Annotated in this window: 20 protein-coding genes; 11 read left to right on the top strand and 9 right to left on the bottom strand. The window is 63.4% G+C overall.

Translation table 11 applies throughout. From position 1 onward, the window contains the following. The first annotated feature begins 63 nt into the window (after positions 1–63). Complete coding sequence (locus F0M17_RS01845; RefSeq protein WP_149596227.1) at positions 64–1035, top strand: D-2-hydroxyacid dehydrogenase family protein; 972 nt, start codon at positions 64–66, stop codon at positions 1033–1035. Here the strand turns inward: F0M17_RS01845 and F0M17_RS01840 are convergent. Beyond that, positions 1004–1717, bottom strand: coding sequence for a phosphatase PAP2 family protein (locus tag F0M17_RS01840; protein ID WP_168201923.1), 714 nt, complete (start codon positions 1715–1717; stop codon positions 1004–1006). The two genes, F0M17_RS01845 and F0M17_RS01840, sit on opposite strands and share 32 nt — an antisense overlap. Positions 1718–1780: 63 nt before the next feature. On the opposite strand from F0M17_RS01840, the gene F0M17_RS01835 reads away from it, so the two are divergent. The 4 genes from F0M17_RS01835 (at position 1781) to F0M17_RS01820 (ending at position 7950) form a co-directional block, all read left to right on the top strand. Further along, positions 1781–2239 (top strand): 23S rRNA (pseudouridine(1915)-N(3))-methyltransferase RlmH, encoded by a 459-nt coding sequence (locus tag F0M17_RS01835; RefSeq protein ID WP_210416681.1) that lies wholly within the window; start codon positions 1781–1783, stop codon positions 2237–2239. 63 nt (positions 2240–2302) lie between these two features. After that, on the top strand, positions 2303–2776 hold the full coding sequence (locus F0M17_RS01830) for a hypothetical protein (RefSeq protein ID WP_149596225.1): 474 nt from the start codon (positions 2303–2305) through the stop codon (positions 2774–2776). After that, the gene (locus tag F0M17_RS01825) at positions 2760–3059 is read left to right on the top strand and encodes a transcriptional regulator (RefSeq protein ID WP_084083922.1); all 300 of its coding nucleotides are present in this window, start codon (positions 2760–2762) and stop codon (positions 3057–3059) included. The genes F0M17_RS01830 and F0M17_RS01825 overlap by 17 nt, the downstream gene beginning before the upstream one ends. 223 nt (positions 3060–3282) lie before the next feature. Then, positions 3283–7950: an ATP-dependent helicase gene (locus tag F0M17_RS01820; protein WP_149596224.1), complete on the top strand. Its 4668-nt coding sequence runs from the start codon at positions 3283–3285 to the stop codon at positions 7948–7950. Positions 7951–7975: 25 nt separating this feature from the next. Here F0M17_RS01820 and F0M17_RS01815 read toward each other — a convergent pair whose 3' ends face one another. Next, positions 7976–8356, bottom strand: coding sequence for a MaoC/PaaZ C-terminal domain-containing protein (locus F0M17_RS01815; RefSeq protein ID WP_149596223.1), 381 nt, complete (start codon positions 8354–8356; stop codon positions 7976–7978). A 189-nt stretch (positions 8357–8545) separates the two neighbouring features. Between F0M17_RS01815 and F0M17_RS01810 the strand changes: the two genes are divergently transcribed. From F0M17_RS01810 to F0M17_RS01800, 3 genes are all read left to right on the top strand, one after another. After that, positions 8546–9376, top strand: a complete 831-nt coding sequence (locus F0M17_RS01810; protein WP_149596222.1) for a DNA-formamidopyrimidine glycosylase family protein — start codon at positions 8546–8548, stop codon at positions 9374–9376. A gap of 46 nt (positions 9377–9422) precedes the next feature. Then, positions 9423–10445, top strand: coding sequence for a pseudouridine synthase (locus F0M17_RS01805; RefSeq protein WP_149596221.1), 1023 nt, complete (start codon positions 9423–9425; stop codon positions 10443–10445). Positions 10446–10517: 72 nt separating this feature from the next. Next, a complete protein-coding gene (locus tag F0M17_RS01800; protein ID WP_210416680.1) occupies positions 10518–11417 on the top strand; it encodes a hypothetical protein in 900 nt (299 codons plus the stop codon). A 25-nt stretch (positions 11418–11442) separates the two neighbouring features. Here F0M17_RS01800 and F0M17_RS01795 read toward each other — a convergent pair whose 3' ends face one another. Further along, positions 11443–12219: a 3-hydroxyacyl-CoA dehydrogenase gene (locus F0M17_RS01795; protein WP_149596219.1), complete on the bottom strand. Its 777-nt coding sequence runs from the start codon at positions 12217–12219 to the stop codon at positions 11443–11445. 138 nt (positions 12220–12357) lie between these two features. Beyond that, the gene (locus F0M17_RS01790) at positions 12358–13851 is read right to left on the bottom strand and encodes an MDR family MFS transporter (protein ID WP_246857112.1); all 1494 of its coding nucleotides are present in this window, start codon (positions 13849–13851) and stop codon (positions 12358–12360) included. Positions 13852–14015: 164 nt separating this feature from the next. Here F0M17_RS01790 and F0M17_RS01785 point away from each other — a divergent pair, with 164 nt between their 5' ends. Next, positions 14016–14555 carry an NUDIX hydrolase family protein gene (locus F0M17_RS01785; protein ID WP_038992495.1) on the top strand — a complete coding sequence of 180 codons (540 nt, stop codon included), beginning with the start codon at positions 14016–14018 and terminating at the stop codon, positions 14553–14555. On the opposite strand, the gene F0M17_RS01780 is transcribed toward F0M17_RS01785, so the two are convergent. Continuing rightward, on the bottom strand, positions 14552–15649 hold the full coding sequence (locus tag F0M17_RS01780; RefSeq protein WP_149596218.1) for an FUSC family protein: 1098 nt from the start codon (positions 15647–15649) through the stop codon (positions 14552–14554). The two genes, F0M17_RS01785 and F0M17_RS01780, sit on opposite strands and share 4 nt — an antisense overlap. Positions 15650–15782: 133 nt before the next feature. Here F0M17_RS01780 and tgt point away from each other — a divergent pair, with 133 nt between their 5' ends. After that, positions 15783–17081: a tRNA guanosine(34) transglycosylase Tgt gene (gene tgt / locus F0M17_RS01775; RefSeq protein ID WP_038992496.1), complete on the top strand. Its 1299-nt coding sequence runs from the start codon at positions 15783–15785 to the stop codon at positions 17079–17081. A gap of 79 nt (positions 17082–17160) precedes the next feature. Here the strand turns inward: tgt and F0M17_RS01770 are convergent, their stop codons facing one another. The 4 genes from F0M17_RS01770 to F0M17_RS01755 all read right to left on the bottom strand — a co-directional run bounded on the left by F0M17_RS01770 (position 17161) and on the right by F0M17_RS01755 (position 20690). After that, complete coding sequence (locus F0M17_RS01770) at positions 17161–17616, bottom strand: GNAT family N-acetyltransferase (RefSeq protein ID WP_149596217.1); 456 nt, start codon at positions 17614–17616, stop codon at positions 17161–17163. Positions 17617–17629: 13 nt separating this feature from the next. After that, the gene (locus F0M17_RS01765; protein WP_149596216.1) at positions 17630–19228 is read right to left on the bottom strand and encodes a DUF6297 family protein; all 1599 of its coding nucleotides are present in this window, start codon (positions 19226–19228) and stop codon (positions 17630–17632) included. Next, on the bottom strand, positions 19218–19913 hold the full coding sequence (locus tag F0M17_RS01760) for an ABC transporter ATP-binding protein (RefSeq protein ID WP_149596215.1): 696 nt from the start codon (positions 19911–19913) through the stop codon (positions 19218–19220). Before F0M17_RS01760 ends, F0M17_RS01765 begins: the two co-directional genes overlap by 11 nt. Before the next feature lie 66 nt (positions 19914–19979). Then, entirely contained in the window at positions 19980–20690 is a 711-nt protein-coding gene (locus F0M17_RS01755; RefSeq protein WP_149596214.1) for a queuosine precursor transporter, read from the bottom strand. A gap of 356 nt (positions 20691–21046) precedes the next feature. On the opposite strand from F0M17_RS01755, the gene F0M17_RS01750 reads away from it, so the two are divergent. Then, a complete protein-coding gene (locus F0M17_RS01750) occupies positions 21047–21754 on the top strand; it encodes a TetR/AcrR family transcriptional regulator (RefSeq protein WP_149596213.1) in 708 nt (235 codons plus the stop codon). The last annotated feature ends 8 nt before the right edge of the window (positions 21755–21762 follow it).

Genomic DNA, 21762 nt, shown 5'->3' with positions numbered 1-21762 from the left:
GCGCCAGCTTTTTGTTACGCCAGCGACAGGACAGCAGCGGCCGCAGATGCCTAGGATGAAGCCATGCGCATTGCAATCCTTGATGATTACCACAACGTGGCCCGCTCGCTGGCCGATTTCGATGGCCTCGCCGCCGAGCTGGACGCCGAGATCACCGTCTTCACCGAGCACCTGGGCCATGAGGACCACACTGTCATCGAGGCATTGCTGCCCTTCGACGCCATTGTCGCCATGCGCGAACGCACGCCTTTTCCGGCCGCCCGGCTGAACGCCTTGCCCAACCTGAAGCTGCTGGTCACCACCGGTCGCCGCAACGGATCCATCGACCTGCAGGCAGCACAGGACCGGGGCATCGTGGTCAGCCACACCGGCTATGTGGCCACCGATGCCGCTGAGCACACCTGGGCGCTGATTCTTTCCGCCGTGCGCCGACTGGATGTGGAACTGTTTTCCGCGGACCGCCCGCTGGCGGCCGACTCGGGCTGGCAGACCACGTTCGGGATGGGCCTATCCGGCAAGACCCTGGGCGTCTACGGCCTGGGAAATCTGGGGTCGAGGGTGGCGAAGGTCGGCTTGGCATTCGGCATGAGGGTCATTGCCTACAGCCAGAACCTCACCAAGGAGCGCGCCGCCGAAGCGGGCGTGGAGCTGGTCTCGGAGGCCGAACTGTTTTCCATCAGCGACATCGTGACCGTGCACCTGAAGCTCTCCGAACGCAGCACCGGGGTCATCGGCCCGAAGCAGCTGGCTTGGATGCGGCCTGATTCCATCCTGGTCAACACCTCGCGCAGCCGGATCGTGCAGACCGACGCGCTCATCGACGCGCTGGAAAGCCGGCGGCTGCACCTGGCCGCGGTGGATGTCTTCGATGTGGAACCGCTGCCGGCCCAGGACCGGCTGGCGAACACCAGGGGCGTGATTGCCACCCCGCATATCGGCTACGTGACCATCGAGCAGTTCGAGATGTTCTACCGCGATGCGGTGGAAGATCTCCGCGCATGGGCTAGCGGCGCGCCGATCCGCGTGCTGGCCTAGAAGCTGCGGGCCGCGGCACGAAGAAGTAGTGCAGGATTGCCACCACGGCGGCCCAGGCGGCCCCGATCAGCAGGCCCACCAGCACATCCGAAACCCAATGGTGCCCGATGTAGATGCGCGAGGCGCCCATCGCCAGCACGAATAGCGCCGCGATGATGGCGATCAGGTACGCGTAGCGGCGCAGCCCGTAGATGATCGCCAGGTAGCTGGCGATACCGATCAGCGCCGCCGAGTTCAGCGTGTGCCCGCTGGGGAATGAAAAGGTTTCAGGCGGCGCAGGTCCCCCGGGGATGCCCTGGGGACGCGGCACCTGGAGGTTGGCCTTGAGAATAACAGTCAGCAGCACCGAGACCAATGCCGTGAACGCGACGGCCGCCAGCGGCCACGCGCTGCGCGTTTTCCAGCACAGCAGCCCGGTGATCACCAGCATGATCATGGTCATTCCCGGAGTGGATCCCCAGAAGTACAGGAAGTCGGAGACCGCGAACAGGAACGGCGACTGGTGCTCCAGCGCCCATTGGTACACCGGGGCGTCCAGGTCCTTGGCCCATCCGCCCGCATGCAGGGACACCAGCACCCTGCGGGTGAAGTAGAACATGGCGACGACCAGCCCGAAAATGATCCACAGCACCTGCGCGCCGCCAGGACGCTGGCCTTGCCGGAAATACCAAGAGGATCTCATGGCTTCCATCGTATCGGGGTGGAAGCGAAGCGCTGAACCCGCTGGATGCGGAACAATGGAAGCATGACGATCAAGGTGCTGGCAGTTGGCAAGAAACACGAGTCCTGGGTGGACGAGGGAATTTCCCGCTATGAGAAGCGGCTGAAGAAGCCCTTCGACCTTTCCTGGCAGCTGCTGAGCCACTCCTCGCGCGAGAACGACGCGGCGCGCACCGATGAATCCGGACGCATCCTGGCCAAGATCGACGACCGCGACTTCGTCGTGCTGCTCGATGAACGAGGGAAGAACGTGGACTCCCCCGCGCTGGCCAACACCCTGCGCACACCGATCGATTCCTCGCGCAATGTGGTGATCATCATCGGCGGCGCCTACGGCGTGGATCCCACGTTGCATGCCCGCGCCAACTTCACCTGGTCGCTGTCCAAGCTGGTCTTTCCGCACCAGCTGGTGCGCTTGATCCTCACCGAGCAGCTCTACCGGGCGCAGGACATCCTGGCCGGCGGCAAGTACCACCACATTTAAGCCAATCCCTTGATTTTCTGACATGGAAATGCGAGACTTTCCGTGACGGAAAGTGAGTAATTCATGGCTTCATCAGGCGATTTCATGGACGGACAGCACGCGGCCAAGCTGTTGCAATCTGCCGAGCAGCACTCACAGGAGATGGTCCAGACTTCCGGGAGTCCTCGCGGCTTCACCACCACCTTGGTCGCAGTCTCGGCCGTAGTCCTCACGTTGTTCCAGGCTTACCCACCCCAGGCTTTTTGGACAGCACTGCTGTATATACCGTTGATCCTTTGGTACGTGCTGGCCCGGCGCCGTCGCGCAAAGCCACGGACATTGGCCGATACCCCGAGCCTGCTGGCGGGCGCCTATGCAGGATATTTCTTCCTCGGCATCCTGCTGGTCAATTGCCTGAGGTTTTGGGAAGCGGCACAGGCAGAGGAAGTTGTGGCGAAGATTCTTGTCACCTTTATATCCTGCATGTTCTTGGTGGCCAAGATCCAAGCTGCCTACAACATGGCGCGCCTGGAGGACGGCAATGACCAAGTCGTCTAGCGACGCCCGGTTCGACGAATTAATCCACGCTCCATTGCGGCTGCGCATCTGTGCCAGCCTGGCTCCGGTTCAGTGGGCTGAATTCGCACACCTTCGCGGTCTCCTCGATATCGCCGACTCGGTTCTGAGCAAGCACCTCAAACAGCTCGCCGATGCCGGTTATGTCGGCATCGAGCGATTCACCAAGCTGGGCCGCAGCCATGTGCGCGTTTCGCTGACGAAGGCAGGCCGCAGAGCATACGTTGGCCACGTCGCAGCCCTTCGTGAAATTACCGCAGGATAAGAATTCTCGCGAGCTGAGCATGTGAAACGGCCCCCCAGCACCCCGCAACATAGCTTTGGCTTCGCTAATCGATGGCAAGCATTACTCATTCCAACGCTTATTCCGACAACCATTGGCATGGCGGATTCATGTGAATGCCTGAGCAGGGTTCTAATTGGCCACCGCTTCAGTTTGGGCGGTTCCTGTTCCCGAACTGTCGAGTCCAGAACGTAGTATCGATTCCATGAGTGATGTGCTTTCCCGGTTTGGTGCAGCCACCCGCAAGTGGTTCACCGACGTGTTCTCAGCGCCCACGGTGGCGCAGAGCGGCGCCTGGGAATCCATCTCCGACGGGAAGCACACCCTGGTCATCGCTCCCACCGGTTCTGGCAAGACCCTGGCCGCGTTCCTCTGGGCCCTGGACCGGCTGCATCATGCGGAACTCGACGCGCCAGCGCTGCCCGGAATGGAATCCGATGCGGACCACCCGGCAGGCACCGGAACCAAGGTCCTCTATATCTCCCCGCTGAAAGCCCTGGGCGTGGACGTGGAGCGCAACCTGCGCTCCCCGCTGGCCGGCATCCGCTCCACCGCACACGAAATGGGGCTCTCCCAGCCATCGGTCACCGTGGGTGTGCGCTCGGGAGATACCCCGGCCAATGACCGGCGCAAGCTGCTCAAGGACCCACCCGACATCCTGATCACCACGCCCGAGTCGCTGTACCTGATGCTCACCAGCCAGGCCCGCAAAACCTTGGACCAGGTGCATACCGTCATCATCGACGAGGTCCACGCCATCGCCAATACCAAGCGCGGCACCCACCTGGCCCTGTCCCTGGAACGGCTCGACGCGATGCTTGCTGCCCCGGCCCAGCGCATCGGGCTCTCGGCCACGGTGGAACCGCCCGAAGAAGTCGCCCGGTTCCTGGCAGGCTCGGCACGAGTAAATATCGTGCGCCCGAAATCCACCAAGAAGTGGGAGCTCGCGGTGCGGGTCCCGGTCGAGGACATGACCGACTTGCCGTCGGCGGCCGGCGCCCACGACCTGGGACCCGGTTCCTCCCCGGCGGCCTCGGCCAGCATCTGGCCGCACGTGGAAAACCAGCTGGTGGATCTGGTGCTGGAGAACCGCTCCACGATCATCTTCGCCAACTCCCGGCGTTTGGCCGAACGCCTGACCGGGCGGCTGAACGAGATCTATGCCGAACGCGAGGGGTTCAGCGCCGCGGATACTTCCACGTCCACACCGGCAGTGCTGATGGCCCAGGCCGGGTCCACCGCCGCCTCTAACCCAGAGGCGCCGCTGCTGGCCCGGGCCCACCACGGCTCGGTCTCCAAGGATGCCCGCGCCCAAATCGAAGAAGACCTGAAGCTGGGCAAGCTGCGCGCCGTGGTGGCCACCAGCTCGCTGGAACTGGGCATCGACATGGGCCTGGTGGATCTGGTGATCCAAGTCGAATCACCCAATTCGGTCTCTTCCGGGCTGCAGCGCGTGGGCCGTGCCGGTCACCAGGTCGGCTCGGTCTCCCAGGGCATCTTCTTCCCCAAGCACCGCGCGGACCTGCTCTCTACCGCACTGGTGGTCACCCGCATGCGCGAAGGCAAGATCGAGAAAATGGCCATGCCGGCCAACCCGCTCGACGTCCTCGCCCAGCAGACCCTGGCCGCGGTGGCCATGGAGGACCTTGAGGTCGAAGCCTGGTACGACACCGTGCGCAGGGCCGCGCCCTACCAGCAGCTGCCGCGCAGCGTGTACCTGGCGACCTTGGACATGATGGCGGGCAAATACCCGTCGGACGAGTTCGCCACCCTCAAGCCCCGGCTGATCTGGGATCGCGATGCCGGAGTGCTCAGCGCCCGCCCCGGCGCCCAGCGCCTCGCGGTGATTTCCGGTGGCACCATCCCGGACCGCGGGCTGTTCGGCGTCTTCCTTGCGGGATCCGAGGATGACAAGGCCCCCAAGCGGGTGGGCGAGCTCGACGAGGAAATGGTCTACGAGTCCCGCGTGGGCGACGTGTTCGCGCTGGGCGCCACCAGCTGGCGCATCGAGGACATCACCCACGACAGGGTGCTGGTCACCCCGGCCTTCGGCCAGCCCGGCAAGCTGCCCTTCTGGCACGGCGACGGTCTGGGCCGCCCGGTGGAACTCGGAGCGGCGCTGGGCGAATTCACTACCGGGCTGCTGGCCGGCGAGCGCAGCGCCTCCGCCGCCGCGCTGCGCGAGCACGGGCTGGATCCCTTCGCGGCCGAGAACCTGCTGAACTACCTGGGCGAGCAGCGCCAGGCCACCGGGCAGGTGCCCAACCACCAGAACTTCGTAGTGGAACGCTTCCACGATGAGCTGGGCGACTGGCGGGTCATCCTGCATTCGCCCTTCGGCCTGGCGGTGCACGCCCCGTGGGCGCTGGCCATCGGGGCGCGCGTGCGCGAACGCTGGGGCCTGGACGCCTCCGCGATGGCCGCGGATGACGGTATCGTGCTGCGCATCCCGGCCATGGATGATGAGCCGCCGGGTGCCGACCTCTTCGCCTTCGAAGCCGATGAGATCGTGGACGTGGTCACCTCGCAGGTGGCCAACTCGGCGCTGTTCGCCGCGCGATTCCGCGAATGCGCGGCCCGAGCGCTGCTGCTGCCGAGGATCAACCCGACCAAGCGCACCCCGCTGTGGCAGCAGCGCCAGCGGGCCAGCCAGCTGCTGGACGTGGCCCGCAACTACCCGGATTTCCCGATCATCCTGGAGACCGTACGCGAGTGCCTGAACGACGTCTACGACCTGCCGGCCCTGACCGAGATCCTGGGCCAGGTCTCCTCCCGCGCCATCCGTCTGGTGGAAGTCACCACCGAGCTTCCCTCGCCCTTCGCCCAATCGTTGCTCTTCGGCTACGTGGCCCAGTTCCTCTATGAGACCGACGCCCCGCTGGCCGAACGCCGCGCCACCGCGCTGAGCCTGGACCCGGTCCTGCTCGGCGAACTGCTGGGCCGCAACGATGTGCGCGAGATCCTCGACCCGCAGGTCATCGCCGCCCTTGAACAGCAGCTGCAGCACCTGGCGCCGAACCGCCGGCTATCCGGGATGGAGGGCGCCGCGGACCTGCTGCGCCTGCTCGGCCCGCTGAGTGCAGAGCAACTGGCTCAGCGCCTGCGCTCAACGGAGGATGAGCAGGAAGCCCTGAATGCCGAGACCGCCCGGGCCCATGCCGAATCCCTCGTGGCCACCCGCCGCGCCTTCACCCTGCGGGTCGCCGGGCAGCTGGCCTATGCGGCCATCGAGGACGCGGGCAAGCTGCGCGATGCCCTGGGCACCCCGCTGCCCACCGGCATCCCCACCGCCTTCCTCGAACCGGCGGCCCAGCCAATTGAGGACCTAGTGTCCCGCTTCGCCCGCACCCACGCCCCGTTCACGCTCTCCGAGCTGTCCGCCGTACTCGGCCTGGGCGTCGCGGTGCTGCGCCCGGTGCTCGACCAGCTGGTGGCGGCCGGCCGCCTGTCGCTGGGCGCGTTCCGTCCGGTGGAGCTGATCCCGCCTGGAATCAGCGGGGATGAATACTGCGATGTTTCGGTGCTGCGCACCATCCGCACCCGTTCGCTGGCCGCATTGCGCGCCGAGGTGGAGCCGGTGGACCAGCCAACGTTCGGACGTTTTCTGCCCGCCTGGCAGCAGGTGGGCTCCCGGCTGGAAGGCAGCGACGGGCTCTACGAGGTGCTGACCCAGCTGGCAGGGGTTGAAGTTCCTGCCTCGGCGCTGGAATCATTCATCCTGCCCGCCAGGTTGCACGGCTACCAGGCATCGTGGCTCGATGAGCTGACCAGCAGCGGGGACGTGCTGATCTGCGGGGCCGGGGCCGCCGGCGGCAAGGACGGCTGGCTTTCGTTGCACACCGCAGAGTTCGCCTCCCTGAGCCTGCCAGCCCCTGACATGTCCCAGCTGGATTCGCTGGCCCGCCGGGTGCTTGATTCCTTCGACGCTACCGGGGCCTACTTCGTGCAGGAACTCGCCGCCCGGCTGCACTCGGAAGAGGGGCTGCCGCCCACCGAGCAGGAGATCACCGAGGCCTGCTGGCAGCTGTTCTGGGCGGGGTTCATCTCCCCCGACACCCTCGCCCCGGTGCGCGGCTACCTGGCTGGCGGCACCACCGCGCACAAGATCGCCAAGCCGGCGCCGCGTGCCCGTGCCGCCCGGCTGAATCGGCTCTCCGGGCTTACCCGGCTAGCCCGGGAACAGGCGGCCGGACAGCTGGCACGCAATACCCGCGGCTCGGCCCGCTGGGCGCTGTTGCCCTCCCCTGCGCTGGACCCGACCATCGCAGCGCATGCAACCGCGGAAATCATGCTTGAACGCTACGGGGTGCTCACCCGCGGTTCGGTGGCCGCCGAATCCGTGCCCGGCGGCTTCGGCCAGCTCTACCGGGTGCTGTCCAAGCTGGAAGAGGCGGGCCATGCCCGCCGCGGCTACTTCATCGAGAAGCTCGGCGCCGCGCAGTTCTCCACCGCCAACACCATCGACCGGCTGCGCACCTTCACCCTGCCCGATGACCCGCAGCGCCAGCCGCAGGCTGTGGTGCTCGCCTCCACGGACCCGGCCAACCCCTACGGCGCGGCCCTGCCGTGGCCGGCCACGCAGACCGGGCACCGCCCGGGGCGCAAGGCCGGGGCGATCGTGGGTCTGCTGGACGGAGAATTGGCGCTCTATCTGGAGCGCGGCGGGCGCACCGTGCTCGCTTTCGGCGAGCCAAGCGAAGAGTCATGGCGGCTGCTGGCAGGAAATCTGGTGGCCGTGCTGCGCACCGCGACAGTGGACAAGCTGGCCATTGCCACGGTCAACGGCGAGCCGGTCCTTGAGCACCCCCTCGCCCACGCGCTGCTGGCGGCCGGATTCTATTCCACCCCGCAGGGGATCCGCTTCCGGCGCTAAGCCGCAGCGCAGGCAAGCACCGGCGCTACTTGCGCGCCCTGCCCCAGATCCAGGCAGCATTGGTGACCTCGAAGAGAACCTGCCCATCGCAGCCGAGCGAGCCATGCAGAGTCACCAGGGCCCGGTCCTCGCGCTTGAACTGGATATCGGTGATTTCCAGTTGCCCGTGCAGTTCCATGCCGGGACGCACCGGAGCATGGAACTGGATATTCTCCATCGCCCTTCCGGCCACCACCCACCAGTGCCGGTAGGCTCCCAGCACTGCCAGGCGCTGGAAGATCGCCAACGAGTGGATGCCGCTAGCGATAATGCCGCCGAAATGCCCCTGCTGCGCAAATTCCTCGTCAGTGTGGAAACGCTGCGGATCCCACTGCGTGGCGAACGCGTGCAGATCCTCCGCGGTCATCTTGTACGAGCCCAAATCAACTATGTCCCCGACTGCCAAGTCCTCGGCATAGACGGTCGGTTAGGTTGGATCGATCTGCTCTTTTGCTGCAATGCTCATGCGCCCAGCGTAGGCCACGGCCGTGACGAACTGCGCTTCGTCACGGCTGCACCGTACGATGGGTTCCTGGATTGATTCTAGGGAGGACGCATGCCAGAAGGAGATTCCGTCTACCGGGCCACCGCCCGGCTGCACCGCGCGCTGGCCGGAAAAACCATCGTTCGCTCGGACTTCCGGGTTCCGTCGCTGTCCACCGTGGACCTGGCCGGGTACATGGTGTCCGAAGTCGTCCCGCGCGGCAAGCACCTGCTGGTGCGCCTGCATCCGCCCACGGACCCAGACCCTGCCTTCAACCATCCTCCCCTGACCCTGCATTCGCACCTGCTGATGGAGGGCCGCTGGGACCTCTACGGCTCCGGCGACCGTTTCAAGCGCCCCGCCCACACTGCCCGTGTGGTGCTGCAATTCACCGGGATCACCGCGGTCGGATTCGACATCGCCCAGGTCAAGCTCGTGCCCACCGCCGACGAGCAGGAACTTGTTGGCCATCTGGGCCCGGACCTGCTCGGCACGGATTGGGATGCGCAGCAGGCGGCCGCGAACTTCCGCGCGCAGCCGCAGCGCGGCATCGGCGAGGCGCTGCTGGACCAACGGCTGATGGCCGGGGTCGGCAACATCTACCGCAGCGAGGTCCTGTTCCTCACCCGGCTGCATCCGCTCACTCTGGTGGGGCAGGTGGTGGGCCTGGAGAAAGCCATCGAGATGTCCCGGCGCCTGCTGGAGGTCAACAAGGACCGGCCGCGCCGGGTCACCACCGGCCTGGCGCGCACCCGCGAGCCCTATTGGGTGTATGGACGCGCCGGCAAGCCCTGCTTGCGCTGCGGCACCACCATCCAGGTCTTGAAGATCGCCGCCGAGGACTCGGGGCCAGAACGCGACTGCTACCTCTGCCCGTCCTGCCAGCCGGCACCGCGCAGCTGAGGCCGCGGATCAGCGTGCTCCCGGCAAAGATGGGAGAATATCCCATATGGCTATGGAATCCCCGCTTCCCGTTCGCAACGGCGTCAATGCAACTCGGCTTCGACTCCCGCGGACCGGTTCATGGGCAACTGTCGCCGATTATCTGCTCGAACGCTTTGGCCATGTCGATCCCGAGGGCATTCTGCGCCGCTTCGATGAGCAGCAAATCGTTGGCCTGGGCGGCACTCCGCTCACCCGCCAGACTCCCCTGGGCGAGCATGAATTCATTTGGTACTACCGCTCCTTGCCGGAAGAAACCCCGATCCCCTTCGAGGCCAGAATCCTGCACCAGGACGAGCACCTGATGGTCGTGGACAAGCCGCACTTCCTCCCCACCACACCCGGTGGACGCTTCATCCAGGAATCAGCGCTGGTGCGCTTGCGCAACCAGACCGGCATCGACGACCTGGTGCCGATGCACCGGCTGGACCGCGCCACCGCCGGCGTCATTCTTTTCGCGGTGAATCCGCAGACTCGGGGCGCCTACCAGATGCTTTTCGAGCGCCGGGAGATTGCCAAGCGCTACAAGGCGGTCGTCGCCCTGCAGCCCGGTGAAGGACTGGAAACCGGACGCGTGCTGCACCCCAACGGCGGGCATTCCCAGGTCAAGACTGAATCCGAACTGCGCGATCTGCTGCAGCGCATGCCGCTGGTTTTCGAAAACCGGATGTCCAAGGTCAAGGGCCAGCTGCGTTCAATTGTGGAAGAAGGCGAGCCGAATGCCCAGACCCTGATCAAGGTCGAGACCATTGGAACCAGCCATGGTTTCCATTCCGGGACCGAGGTTGCCTTGATGGATCTGGAACCGCATTCGGGCAAGACCCATCAGCTGCGGATCCACTTGGCTTCCCTGGGCCTGGGCATCATCAATGATGCGTTCTATCCCCGGCTGTGGGATCTGGCTCCTGATGACTACCGGCGCCCGCTGCAGCTGCTGGCGCACACCATTTCCTTCACCGATCCGTTGACCGGCGCCGAACGCAGCTTCAGCAGTGAACAACGGCTGACGGAAGCCCCTTCAGCTCAATAACCCCTTCTCATGTGGGAGGAACTGGCCTAAGCTGGTGCCCAATATCCCGTGACCCATAAGGATGAAGGCAAGATGGCCGAACACGAGTCGACCCCGCAACTTGATTCCCTCGTGGCCTCGGCCCGTTCCGCCATGGCATCGGCCAGCGAACGGACCTCCTTCGAGTTGCCCTATGCACCGCCGGATCATCGCCCCAACCCTGTGGTGGAGCCCTTCGACAAGATCCGCGGATATCTGCTGGGCGCTTCGGGCCTGCTGCTGTTGCTGACCACTTTGGCGTTGTCTTCCGGATTGCATGGACGAGCCGAAGCCAGCTTGCTGGATACCAGCCTGGTGCACTCGGTGCTGTGGCCGGCACTTGCCATCGCGCTGGTCCTCAGCGCAGCGTTCTCGCTGCGCAGCGACCAGCTGTCGGCCCGGCGCCAGCGGATCATTTCCATCTACTCGATCCCGGCAACAGCGTTGATGGCGTCCGCCATCACTCTGGCGTCCGGCTTCATGCCCGTCGGCGCTGCCATCCTGGCGACCATCGCTTCGCTGCTCTCCCTGTACGGCGTACTGCAGCTGAACAAGAATACTGCGCGCAACCGCTTGGAGCGTTGGGCCACCGACGCCCCGATCAGCTTCTTTGCAGGTGCCAGCATGGTTTACGCCCTGCAGCTGTGGTTTGCCGCGGCCGGCTGGCATGACGGCGAGCACGGAATCCAGGCCGCCCTGATAACTGCCGGAATCTCGGTGGCCGCCGGCGCTTTCGCCCATTCGGAGCGCGGCCGCCATGCCTTGGCCAGCGGCTACGGGATCTGCATGATTGCTGCCGCCATCCAGGGCTGGCTCAATGATTCAGCGCCGCTGTGGGTCTGCGCGGTCTGGATCTTCATGGCCCTGCTGGTGTTCCTGATGGCCGAGAACCGCCGGTTCCAAATCATCCATGCCGAGCACCGGGCGCAGCGCGGCAAAACCGTAGAATTCTAGGTTCTGCCACGCCCGCCACGAATGCTTAACGCGGTGCCATGCGGATGGCGCCATCAAGGCGAATGGTTTCGCCGTTGAGCATCGGATTGGCCACGATATGCTCCACCAAGGCCGCGTATTCTTCCGGACGTCCCAGGCGCGATGGATGCGGCACCTGGGCACCGAGCGAGTCCTGGGCTGCCTGCGGCAATCCTGCCATCATCGGCGTATGGAAAATGCCCGGCGCGATGGTCATGACGCGGATCTGGTGGCTTGCCAGCTCTCGGGCCAGGGGAAGGGTCATCGCGGCCACGGCTCCCTTGGACGCCGCGTAGGCGGGCTGTCCGATCTGGCCGTCAAAGGCGGCCACCGACGCGGTGTTGATGATGACGCCGCGTTCGGTGGTTCCCTGTTCGTCGTTCAGCGCTTCGCTATGCGCCATGGCTTCTGCGGCCAGGCGGATCACGTTGAAGGTGCCGTTGACATTGATGTCCAGCACCTTGGCGAAGCGTTCCAGCGGCAGCACCCCGTCACGGCCCAGCACCTTTCCCGGGGTGGCAACACCGGCGCAATTGACCAGCACGCGCAGAGTGCCCAGTTCCTTGGCACGTTCGATGCCGGCGGCCACCTGCTGCGCGTCGGTGACATCGGCAGGCACGAAGCGGACATTCGACCCGATCTCAGCCGCAATTTCATCGCCGTCCTCGCGCGGCAGGTCGAGCACCACCACGTGCTTGGCCTGGGCGGCCAGCGTGTGCGCCGTGGCACGCCCCAATCCCGATAGGCCGCCGGTGACGAGTGCGACTGAATCCTGCAACTGCATGCTTGCTCCTTCGTAGACAGTGAACCTGTGATCTACATTACTGGCCAGTTGCGTCCAGGCGAAGAAGCTTGCCAGCAGGCATGGAAAAACCGCTGGATCCCATGATGGGATCCAGCGGCTATCGTACGCTTCTGCTGCCTAGTGGCTCGGAACCTTTGCAGGTTCGGCTTCAGCGGCAACGGACTTGTTCTTCCCGCCGAGCAGGAAGCCGATGACCACGATGCCCACGCTGCAGGCGGCACCAACCAGGAAGCCGGGCTGGAACCCTTCAACCGAAGCGGTTAGCGGGTCGACGCCGTCCGCGATCTTCGAGGCGGTGGCCGCGGCGACAACGCCAACGAGCAGCGCGGTGCCCATGGCGCCAGCCAACTGCTGCAAGGTGGACAGCAGGGCCGAACCATGCGAGTGCAGGCTGTGCGGCAACGGGTTCAGCGCAGTGGTGAACGCCGGGGTGAAGATGAAGGCCAGGCCCAAGCTCATCACCAGGTGCATGACAACCAGCAGCCAAATCGGGGTATCCGCGTTCAGGATCATGGCGTAGCCAAGCAGCGATACCAGCAGCACCAGGGCGCCGGGAACGATCAGCGGACGGGCGCCGACCTTGTCGTAGAGCTTGCCGACCATCGGTGCGAGGATGCCCATCAGCAGGCCGCCCGGAAGCATGATCAGGCCGGTGGTCAGGGTCTCAATGCCCAGCACGTTGGTGAAGAACATCGGCAGCAGGATAATCACGCCGAACAGCGAGATCATCGAGAACATCATCAGCACCAGCGAAAGGGTGAAATCCTTGTAGTTCAGCGGACGCAAATCCAGCAGCGCCTTGTCCTCCTTCTGCAGGTTCAGCTGCAGGAAGACGAAGGCGACCAGGCACAGGACCGCGCCGACCAGGATGCCCAGGTTCAGCGGGGTGATTCCTGCCGAGAGGCCGCTCAGTCCGTAGACCAGGCCGCCGAATCCAGGGATCGCCAGGATCAAGGAAGGAATGGACAGCGGAGCCGAGGCGCCGTCGACGTCCTTGGACAGCCGCGGGGTACCGATCAGCAGGGCTGCTACCGCAATCGGGATGATCACGATGAACATGAAGCGCCACGAGAGGAACTGCAGGATCAGGCCGGAGAGCGTCGGGCCGATGGCCGGAGCTACGGAAATCACGATGGAGACGTTGCCCATCAGCACGCCGCGGCGCTCGGCCGGGACCAGATGCAAAATGGTGGTCATCAGCAGCGGCATCATGATGGCGGTGCCGCTGGCCTGGATGACACGGGCCAGCAGCAGGACGCCCAGACCCGGCGCGAGTGCAGCCAGCAGGGTGCCGAGGGTGAATAGGCCCATCGCCAAGACGAAGACATTGCGTATGCTCAGCCGCTGCAGCAAGAAGCCGGTCATCGGAATGACCACGGCCATGGTCAGCATGAAGATGGTTGACAGCCACTGGATTGCGTCAGCGGTGACATTGAATTCAACCATGAGCACAGGCAGGGCCACGTTCATGATGGTTTCGTTCAGGATGACCACGAAGCTGGAAACAATCAGCACCGCAATCGTGGTGAAATTCTGTTTGCTCAGTCGTTCTGGAGCGTTCGTCACGGCAGGAATCTGCTTCCACGAGGATTCGGAAAAAGGAAATGCCATTTGATGCCTGCAGCTGTTCGCCGGACTAGAAATTCAAATAGCTCTACCGATTTTATCGCTTGGGAATGCGGCGCACTAGGGTTGCGGGAAATCCGCATCAGTGAGTTCGGCAACACAGATCCAGCTTCATGGAATGTCGAGGGTTTGTGTACCAAGATAGAACCATGAACGTGCGCACACCTGACCCATACCCTGGATGGCTCTCCGAGGAAGACCTCTACGAGGCACGCCAGCGCCTGCCGATGCTCTACGTCGAGGCCATTCCCGTGCGCCTGGATCCGCTGGGCTACGTCAACGAGGTGGGCCTGCTGCTGACCGGCGATGACGATGGCCGCATGCTGCGCACCTTCGTTTCGGGCCGGGTGATGTACCGCGAGACCATTCGCGCAGCGTTGATCCGCCACATCGAAAAGGATCTGGGCACCATGGTGCTGCCGCAGCTTCCGGCCTCACCGGTGCCATTCACCGTTGCCGAGTACTTCCCGGCGCCGAGCGAAACCGGCCTGACCGATGATCGCCAGCACGCAGTGTCCATGTGCTACATCGTGCCGGTCCGCGGCGAGACCAGCCCGCGCTCCGACGCCTTGGAACTGACCTGGCTTTCGCCAACCGAAGCGCTCAGCTCGGATATCCAGGGCGAGTTCGCGGGCGGCCGTGAAAATATTCTCCGTCAGGCATTAGCCCACGTCGGAGTGAATATCTAGTTCTGCTTTCCGCCCTTGGGGACGATTCCCTGACGACGCTTGACGATCGATCCGACCCAGCTTCCCAAGAGCACGCCGAGCATGCCCACGATGCAGCCGATCAGTGTTTCGACCACGCGGTCGTACATAACCCAGCCGCTCAGGCCTGTGGCCAGCGAGACGCCTACCAGTGCCATCGGGGTAATGAAGACCTGCGCCAAGAAGTAGTTGCGCATGACCAGCAGCTCGGCCATGAACTGGCAGAAGCCGATGAAGGCAAGCAGGATCCACACCTGCGGATTCAGGAAGATCAAGATCGCCATCAGGATCACCCCCACCAAGGTGCCGAGCATACGGTGCATGCCGCGCCGGATGCGCAGGCTAGTGGTGTGCCCAACCAGGGGAACCACCGCGGCCACCATCGCCCAGTAGTTGTGCCCGGCTTCCAGGTTGTTGCCCAAGGTATTGGCCAGGGCACCGGCGACGCCGGCCGTCAGGATATAGAACAGCCCTTCCCACCAGATGGCTTTGCGGACGTTATCCGAAAGCGGCGGCAACGGGGTGCGCTTCCACAGGCTGGTCCACTGCCCGAGCGCCCCGGCAGCGCCGATGGCTATCGACAGCAAGATCGTCAAGCCCGCCACGAGCAGGGCCTCGCCAAAGGGCACGGGCCCAGGAATCGAGGCAATCGCCGCAAAGGCGAAGATGTGGAACAGCGAACCGCCAGGCCGCAACCGCATGAAACCGACCAGCACCGAACAGGCACCGGCAACGAGGGTCGTCGCACCAACGACTTGCCACTGCTTGATCCCGGGGTCCGAATGGTCGATCCACCAGTGGGAAGCGGCCAGCGCCAAGGCAATCACCGCGAAGAACAAGGCACCGGAACGGACCTGCATCCGCAAGCGGTTCCAGTAGCCATCCACGCGCCCATACACGCCGGTGAAGGCACCGAAAACGGCAAAGACCACCAGGTCCAGCCGGTCAATCGCGAAAAGGGCAAGCAGTGGCGCAAAAACACCTACGCCAGTGCGCAAGCCGATCCAGTGGTCTTTGCGGGCAGGCCCCAGCGTCACCAGCGCCTTGGCGGACTCCTTCAGATTCTGCAGGGCCACATCTTCCTTCCGTCGCGTTGGACACAACACGTATGCCCCATTATTCGCGCTTTGCCTTGTGACACGTTAGGTTTTGGCGCACATTGACCCTGTCGTTTTCCTCACCGCGCGATTAATACGGCAAACTTGTTACGTGCCCGAAAAGAACTTTGACCCCAGTGCCCCGCATGCCCGCCAGAACGAATTCGGCTTTGAAGTCGGAACCCGGCTGACCGCTGAAGACGGTTCCCCGATGCTCGGGCGTACCGGCGTGATCCGTACCCCGCACGGCGAAATCAAGACGCCAGCGTTCATTGCCGTAGGCACCAAAGCCACCGTCAAGGCGGTCACCCCCGTTCAGGTCGAGGAGCTTGGCGCGCAGGCAGTGCTGTCCAATGCCTACCACCTGTACCTGCAGCCGGGGGCGGACATCCTCGATGAGGCCGGTGGCCTGGGCAAGTTCATGGGCTGGGAAGGTCCAACCTTCACCGATTCGGGCGGATTCCAGGTCATGAGCCTGGGTTCGGGCTTCAAGAAGGTCATCGACATGAAGTCCGTCGACCAGTCGGGTCCGGATGATGCTGTGGCTCCGGGCAAGGAACGCCTGGCCAATGTGGATGAGGACGGCGTCTGGTTCAAGTCCCACCTCGACGGCACCAAGCACCGCTTCTCCCCTGAGATCTCCATGGGCGTGCAGCACCAGATCGGCGCGGACATCATGTTCGCCTTCGACGAGCTGACCACCCTGCAGAATTCCCGCGGCTACCAGGTCGAGTCCCTGGAGCGCACCCGGCGCTGGGCCGAGCGCTGCATTGCCGAGCACTTCGCCCTGACAGATTCCCGGGCGGGCAAGGATTACCAGGCGCTGTTCGGAGTCATCCAGGGCGCCCAGTACGAAGACCTGCGCCGCAAGGCCTGCCAGGATCTGGGAGCCATGGCCTTCGACGGCTTCGGCATCGGCGGCGCCTTGGAAAAGGAGAACCTGGGAACCATCGTCGGCTGGTGCGCCGAAGAACTGCCCGAGAACAAGCCACGCCACCTGCTGGGCATTTCCGAGCCGGATGACATCTTCACCGCCATTGAGAACGGCGCTGACACCTTTGACTGCGTCTCGCCCACCCGCGTGGCCCGCAACTCGGCGTTCTATACCCCCTGGGGCCGCTTCAACCTTTCAGGTGCACGCTACAAGCGCGACTTCACCCCACTGGTGGAAGGCTGCGAGTGCTATGCCTGCAGAAACTTCACCCGTGCCTACATCCACCACCTGTACAAGTCCAAGGAACTGCTCAGCCACACGTTGATTTCCATCCACAATGAGCAGTTCACTGTTTCGCTGGTCGAGTCCGCGCGCCAGGCCATCGAAGACGGAACCTTCTTCGAACTGAAGGACAAGGTGCTCTCCAGCTACTACGCTGGCAAGCCCGATCCGCAGGGCCAGCCAGTTACCCAGTAGACGAGGATTCCTAGAACAGCCAAGGCATCGGTTCTGAACGCGCCAGCCAGCGTGTGGAGAACCGATGCCTCGGTCTTTTCTAGGCTGGAATGCCCTGCCCTGCGCGGATCATCGGCAAATGCATGATCCCGTCGTCATCACAGTCTTCCCCAGAACGCTGGAACCCGAACTTGCCATACCAGCCCTCCAGCTGGGTCTGGGCGCTAAGCTGGATCTGAGCATCCGGGGCGCACAGGTCCACGGCACGTTGTGTGAGTTCCCCGGCAAGGCCGCGGCCGCGGGCCTCCGCTGCCGTCGCAACGCGCCCAATGCGCGGAGCGCAGCTGTCGATATCCATGATTCGAACCGTGCTCAGCACTTTTCCGTCCTCGGCAACAACCAGGTGCACCGTGCCGGCATCCAGATCGCGGCCGTCAATGTCCGGACAGCACGAGCGCTGCTCGGCGATGAAGACGTCGGCCCGCAATTTCAAGATTGAGTAGAGCAAATCCATGGACAGCTCATCGGGCTTATAGATGGAAATCATGTCGTTCATCGTACAAGACCATCTACGCCGCTCCTCCCCGTTTCCTGCCGGCAACGTGAATCAGCGAATTTGCGCCGAAGAGCATCGCGGCAACCCACAGCAATGGGGGAATGGGAGTAGCCGGGCTGAGCACCAGGCAGAAGATTGGCGAGAATGTGGCGGCCGCCCGAATAAACGTAGCGGTTTCCATGAAGAGCTGTGTGGCCATGGCCGCGTCATTGGTCGCTCCCCCGAGTACTGCGGACCAATCGCGTTCTGCTCTCCTTGCATGCGCAATGCTGGCAGCAGCGCATCCCAACGCGGCAACCACGATTGCTGCGATCCAGAGCCAAATACGCTCCAGCTGGATCATGCCAACCAGTCCCAGCCCTCCGGTCAACAGCAGCAGGCTGATGGCCGAGAAGAGCATCGCGTACAGCGTTGCTTCCCGCACCAGAGCTGCTTCCGATATCCCAAGTGGCTGGGTCAGCTGTTTCTCCGAGACCAGCGGGGCAATGGTCGCGGAAATGCTGAACGCCAGAATCAGGCAGAGCACCAGGTAGAAAGCCGCTGCACTCAGCGGATTGGCGATCCGCTGGACCGTGGCGGCCAGCGAAAAAGCCAGGAGCAGGAATCCGGCCACCGGATGCCAGCGGCCTGACCGCAGCAAGCGCAGGCAGAGGATGCGCCAGGCCACGGGCAATGCGGCGGTGAGCTTGCTGCCCAGGGTCATCCTGCGGCTGATGGCGGACTGCGCCGGAGCTGCGATGCCCCGCGAGTCGCCCTGCATCAACGTCCCCATGGCCAGTTGCTGGTGCTCTCCTGCCAAGCGCAAGGCCGGGCCCGGAATCCGTTCGACATGGCGATACGCCCAATACGTACTCACCGCGCCCAATGCCAGGACGACAAGCAAGGCGAACAGCCACGCCGCCGGATCCAATGTGGCGGCAGCCACTGCGCCAACCAGATCCTGCGCCCAAGGAATCTGGAACAGCAAGAGCAACCACAACACCGCCACTGCGGTGAGCAGTCCGAGGCCCACCCCATCGCAGATCCGTCGTGCAGCAGCTTGGCGGTTCATTGCTTGGATCGCCGTGGCCGCGTTGGCAAGCCCTGCCCCGGCCGCCGCAAAGCAGGCGAGCCCCAGGACAGCGACTGGAAGCGGGAGCGATCCGGCCAGCCCCAGCATCACGATCAGCCACAGCGCGCCTGCGAAGCTGCTTGCGAAGAGCCCAGTGAGCATCGCATTTCGCCACGCCGGTCGGCGGATTGCCCGGAGCGTGACCGGCAGCGGCAGCCACCAGTCGGCCTTGGCCGCGCTAAGCCCGCACGGTCCCAGATAAATCATGAGCCTGAAGATTGCCAAAGCTGACAGCATCAAAAGCACGAAGGACAGATCCTGCATGCGCCACACGGCGCTGGGCAGCTCTTGGTGGGCTACGCCTTCGCCCAGGAGCACGAACAGCATGCCGAAGAGCGCACTGAAGAGGTAGGCCAACGCAATCAACGCGGCCAGCACCCAGACATAGGCATCGGAAAAGCTGTCGAATTTCTCGGCGAAGTTCCTGCGCTTCCTGGCTCGACGGAGCAGTTCGCGCGGATCGAAGGCAACCCTTTGGCTGGCGGCTGGACTAGCGTTCAAGCCACTGCGCCCCTCGGTGCGGATCAAGCAACTCGCCCTCGTCGGCGTCCAGCAGCAGTACCCGGTCCATGCAGCTTCGCAGCATGAGCGGATCGTGAGTCACCGCCAGCAACGCTGTTCCGCCGCCGCGCAACCCGGCGAGCCGATGGTAGAGCTTGTGCCTGATGCGCAGATCCAGGCGCTGTTCCGGTTCGTCGAGAATCAGCAATTCTGCCGGGCGGATCAGGACCGCGGCCAGCAGCAGCTTGCGACGCTGGCCGGAAGACAGCTCGCCGGGCAGATGACCGGCAACGGCAGTGATTTCAAAGAAGTCGAGTTCTGCTTGGACAGCCTGGCCCCAGTTGTGAAGTCCGTGCCCGCGAGCGACCATTTCCAGATGCTCGCGCACCGTAAGTTCGTCGAAGAATGCGCCATCGGTGACCTGGACGGCGACGGTACGGCGAAAATGCGCCGAGCTTTCATCCACGGGAAGGCCTTGGAACGAGACGCTGCCTTCAAGCGGAATGAGATGCCCCAGGATTGTGCGGATCAGTGTCGACTTCCCGCTGCCATTGGCTCCGATAATTCCCATGCCAGCGCCCGGAGACAGCCTCAGGTTGATTGGCCCGCAGATTACCCGGCCGGGATAGCCGATAGCCAGGCCCCTGGTTTCCAGCTCGAATGTGTCGTCTTGACCTGCCTGCATATCCTCGACTCTAATGTCCGGATACAGCTGCGGGCATCGCCCTCACGGATGATGCCTACAGGATGATCAGCTTTCGACAGCCGCTTGGCTGTAGCCGGGCTCGCGCTTCTTGAACCATTTGATGACCATTGAGGTCACCGGAACGAACAGGATTTCCACTGCAGTCTTGTAGATGAAGCCCACCACCACATAATTGATGAAGCTCGGTACATCGGCGATGCCGATCACCGGCGCGGCAATGGCGCAGAAGATCAGGGTATCCAGGAATTCTCCAACACCGCTGGAACCGATAAGCCGGAGAATCAGTCCACGCTCGCCGGAACGTTCCTTGAGTTTGACCAGCACCCATGAATTGGCGAACTGGCCCACCAGGAAGCCGCAGGCCGAGGCGACGACGATCTGCCAGATCGGGCCCAGCGTGCGTTCAAGAGCTTCCTGCCCGTCGTAGAACTCGGCTGCCGGCAGCTGGATCATGATCCAGAAGCAGAACACCGCGAAGAATGCCAAGATGAACGTCACGAGGATCGAACGGCGGGCTGCCTTCAATCCATACACTTCCGAAATGACGTCGCCCAGGATATAGGCCAGAGGGAAGAGAAAGAAGCCGCCATCGGTGATGAGCGGTCCGAAGCTGACGCCTTTGGAGGCGCCGATGTTCGAAAGAATCACGACGGCACCCATCAACGTGAGCACCGTGGAGAAGTAAGGGGAACCCGAAGAAGCGAATACCGCGTTCTTGGTTCGAATCAAATTGTTGCCGGCGGTGGAATCGCCCATGAAATTTTCCTTGTCAAAGTGGTTCGCCAGAACACCGCTCACATGGCACGGCCCGACCCATGAATCAACAGGGTGGAGTTGCATGCCTACGCGCTGTCCCGCTGTATTAGCACTTACGCAACAAGTATCCCACGCATAGCTGGGGCCAAGTTCTCACCTGTTGCCGGCCAACCATGTTTCGAGAATCAGGATTTTCTGAAATTCATATCTCACTAGCCATTCTTCGGACTATGAATTCGAGGAAACAAATGGAGCAGTGACCGCTCTCCCGTACTTGAGCGTTAAATTTTTCCTTTTTTGAACGCGTTCAAATAATTGCTAGAATCGAATCCACCCGCTTTCCGTTCAAAGGCCCCATGACAACGCAACCCCGCACCGAAAAAGGTCAGCAGACCCAAGCCAAGCTCTTGGCTACTGCTTTGGAGTGCTTTGCCAAGGATGGGTATAAGGCCTCGAGCATGCGTGCCATTGCCGCGAAGGCAGGGGTCTCCCTGTCACATGCCTACTACTACTTCAAGTCCAAAGAGGACATCGTTGCCCAACTGCTGCTCAACCTGCGCAGGGAGCAATATGAGCAATGTTCGGGAATGCTCAATGAAGGCAACACGCTCGAAGCCAATATCCGCGCCGTGCTCGATTCGGGCGTCGAAGCGTTGGCCCGGTATCACGATTTCGGGCCGGCATTCCTGCGCTTGATGCTCTCGCGCGACATGGGCAACGACGAGATCTCGCGCATCGAGTTGGAGCTCTGGGAGAAAGTCGTTGCCGGATCCCGCCCATTGCCGCCAATGGGCATCCGACGGGATCTGCCGAAGTTCCTGCTGCTCGTCTCCCGCCAGATCTTCTCCGCATGGGCCTTCGACCAGTCGCCGCAGCAGCGCCGCTCCAGGCTGCTGATGAAGAATATGGCACCGGTTGCCGCCAAGTTTGCCGTGCTCTGCCGTTTGCCCGTGGTGCGCTCGCTCTTTGAAGATGTCCTCGCACTGATGGATCCCGGACCAGCAGAACTCGCCGCGGCAGCCGAGTCGCCACCTGCCCAGCTAAGAAGGCCCAAGGCCTCCTGAAATGCTGC

It is taken from the genome of Glutamicibacter sp. ZJUTW (assembly GCF_008370855.1).
GTDB lineage: Bacteria > Actinomycetota > Actinomycetes > Actinomycetales > Micrococcaceae > Glutamicibacter > Glutamicibacter nicotianae.
Note: the sequence above shows the minus strand (reverse complement) of the source record. Positions and strands in the feature narration are given on the sequence as shown.

What these genes read in the sequence shown, in the direction of transcription:
- F0M17_RS01755 (WP_149596214.1), bottom strand. Translation starts at nt 20,690, where the DNA reads ATGGGCGATTCCACCGCCGGCAACAATTTGATTCGAACCAAGAACGCG.
- F0M17_RS01845 (WP_149596227.1), top strand. Translation starts at nt 64, where the DNA reads ATGCGCATTGCAATCCTTGATGATTACCACAACGTGGCCCGCTCGCTG.
- F0M17_RS01795 (WP_149596219.1), bottom strand. Translation starts at nt 12,219, where the DNA reads ATGCAGTTGCAGGATTCAGTCGCACTCGTCACCGGCGGCCTATCGGGA.
- F0M17_RS01820 (WP_149596224.1), top strand. Translation starts at nt 3,283, where the DNA reads ATGAGTGATGTGCTTTCCCGGTTTGGTGCAGCCACCCGCAAGTGGTTC.
- F0M17_RS01790 (WP_246857112.1), bottom strand. Translation starts at nt 13,851, where the DNA reads ATGGCATTTCCTTTTTCCGAATCCTCGTGGAAGCAGATTCCTGCCGTG.
- F0M17_RS01800 (WP_210416680.1), top strand. Translation starts at nt 10,518, where the DNA reads ATGGCCGAACACGAGTCGACCCCGCAACTTGATTCCCTCGTGGCCTCG.
- F0M17_RS01835 (WP_210416681.1), top strand. Translation starts at nt 1,781, where the DNA reads ATGACGATCAAGGTGCTGGCAGTTGGCAAGAAACACGAGTCCTGGGTG.
- F0M17_RS01805 (WP_149596221.1), top strand. Translation starts at nt 9,423, where the DNA reads ATGGCTATGGAATCCCCGCTTCCCGTTCGCAACGGCGTCAATGCAACT.
- F0M17_RS01840 (WP_168201923.1), bottom strand. Translation starts at nt 1,717, where the DNA reads ATGAGATCCTCTTGGTATTTCCGGCAAGGCCAGCGTCCTGGCGGCGCG.
- F0M17_RS01770 (WP_149596217.1), bottom strand. Translation starts at nt 17,616, where the DNA reads ATGAACGACATGATTTCCATCTATAAGCCCGATGAGCTGTCCATGGAT.
- F0M17_RS01815 (WP_149596223.1), bottom strand. Translation starts at nt 8,356, where the DNA reads ATGACCGCGGAGGATCTGCACGCGTTCGCCACGCAGTGGGATCCGCAG.
- F0M17_RS01825 (WP_084083922.1), top strand. Translation starts at nt 2,760, where the DNA reads ATGACCAAGTCGTCTAGCGACGCCCGGTTCGACGAATTAATCCACGCT.
- F0M17_RS01785 (WP_038992495.1), top strand. Translation starts at nt 14,016, where the DNA reads ATGAACGTGCGCACACCTGACCCATACCCTGGATGGCTCTCCGAGGAA.
- F0M17_RS01760 (WP_149596215.1), bottom strand. Translation starts at nt 19,913, where the DNA reads ATGCAGGCAGGTCAAGACGACACATTCGAGCTGGAAACCAGGGGCCTG.
- F0M17_RS01830 (WP_149596225.1), top strand. Translation starts at nt 2,303, where the DNA reads ATGGCTTCATCAGGCGATTTCATGGACGGACAGCACGCGGCCAAGCTG.
- F0M17_RS01750 (WP_149596213.1), top strand. Translation starts at nt 21,047, where the DNA reads ATGACAACGCAACCCCGCACCGAAAAAGGTCAGCAGACCCAAGCCAAG.
- F0M17_RS01810 (WP_149596222.1), top strand. Translation starts at nt 8,546, where the DNA reads ATGCCAGAAGGAGATTCCGTCTACCGGGCCACCGCCCGGCTGCACCGC.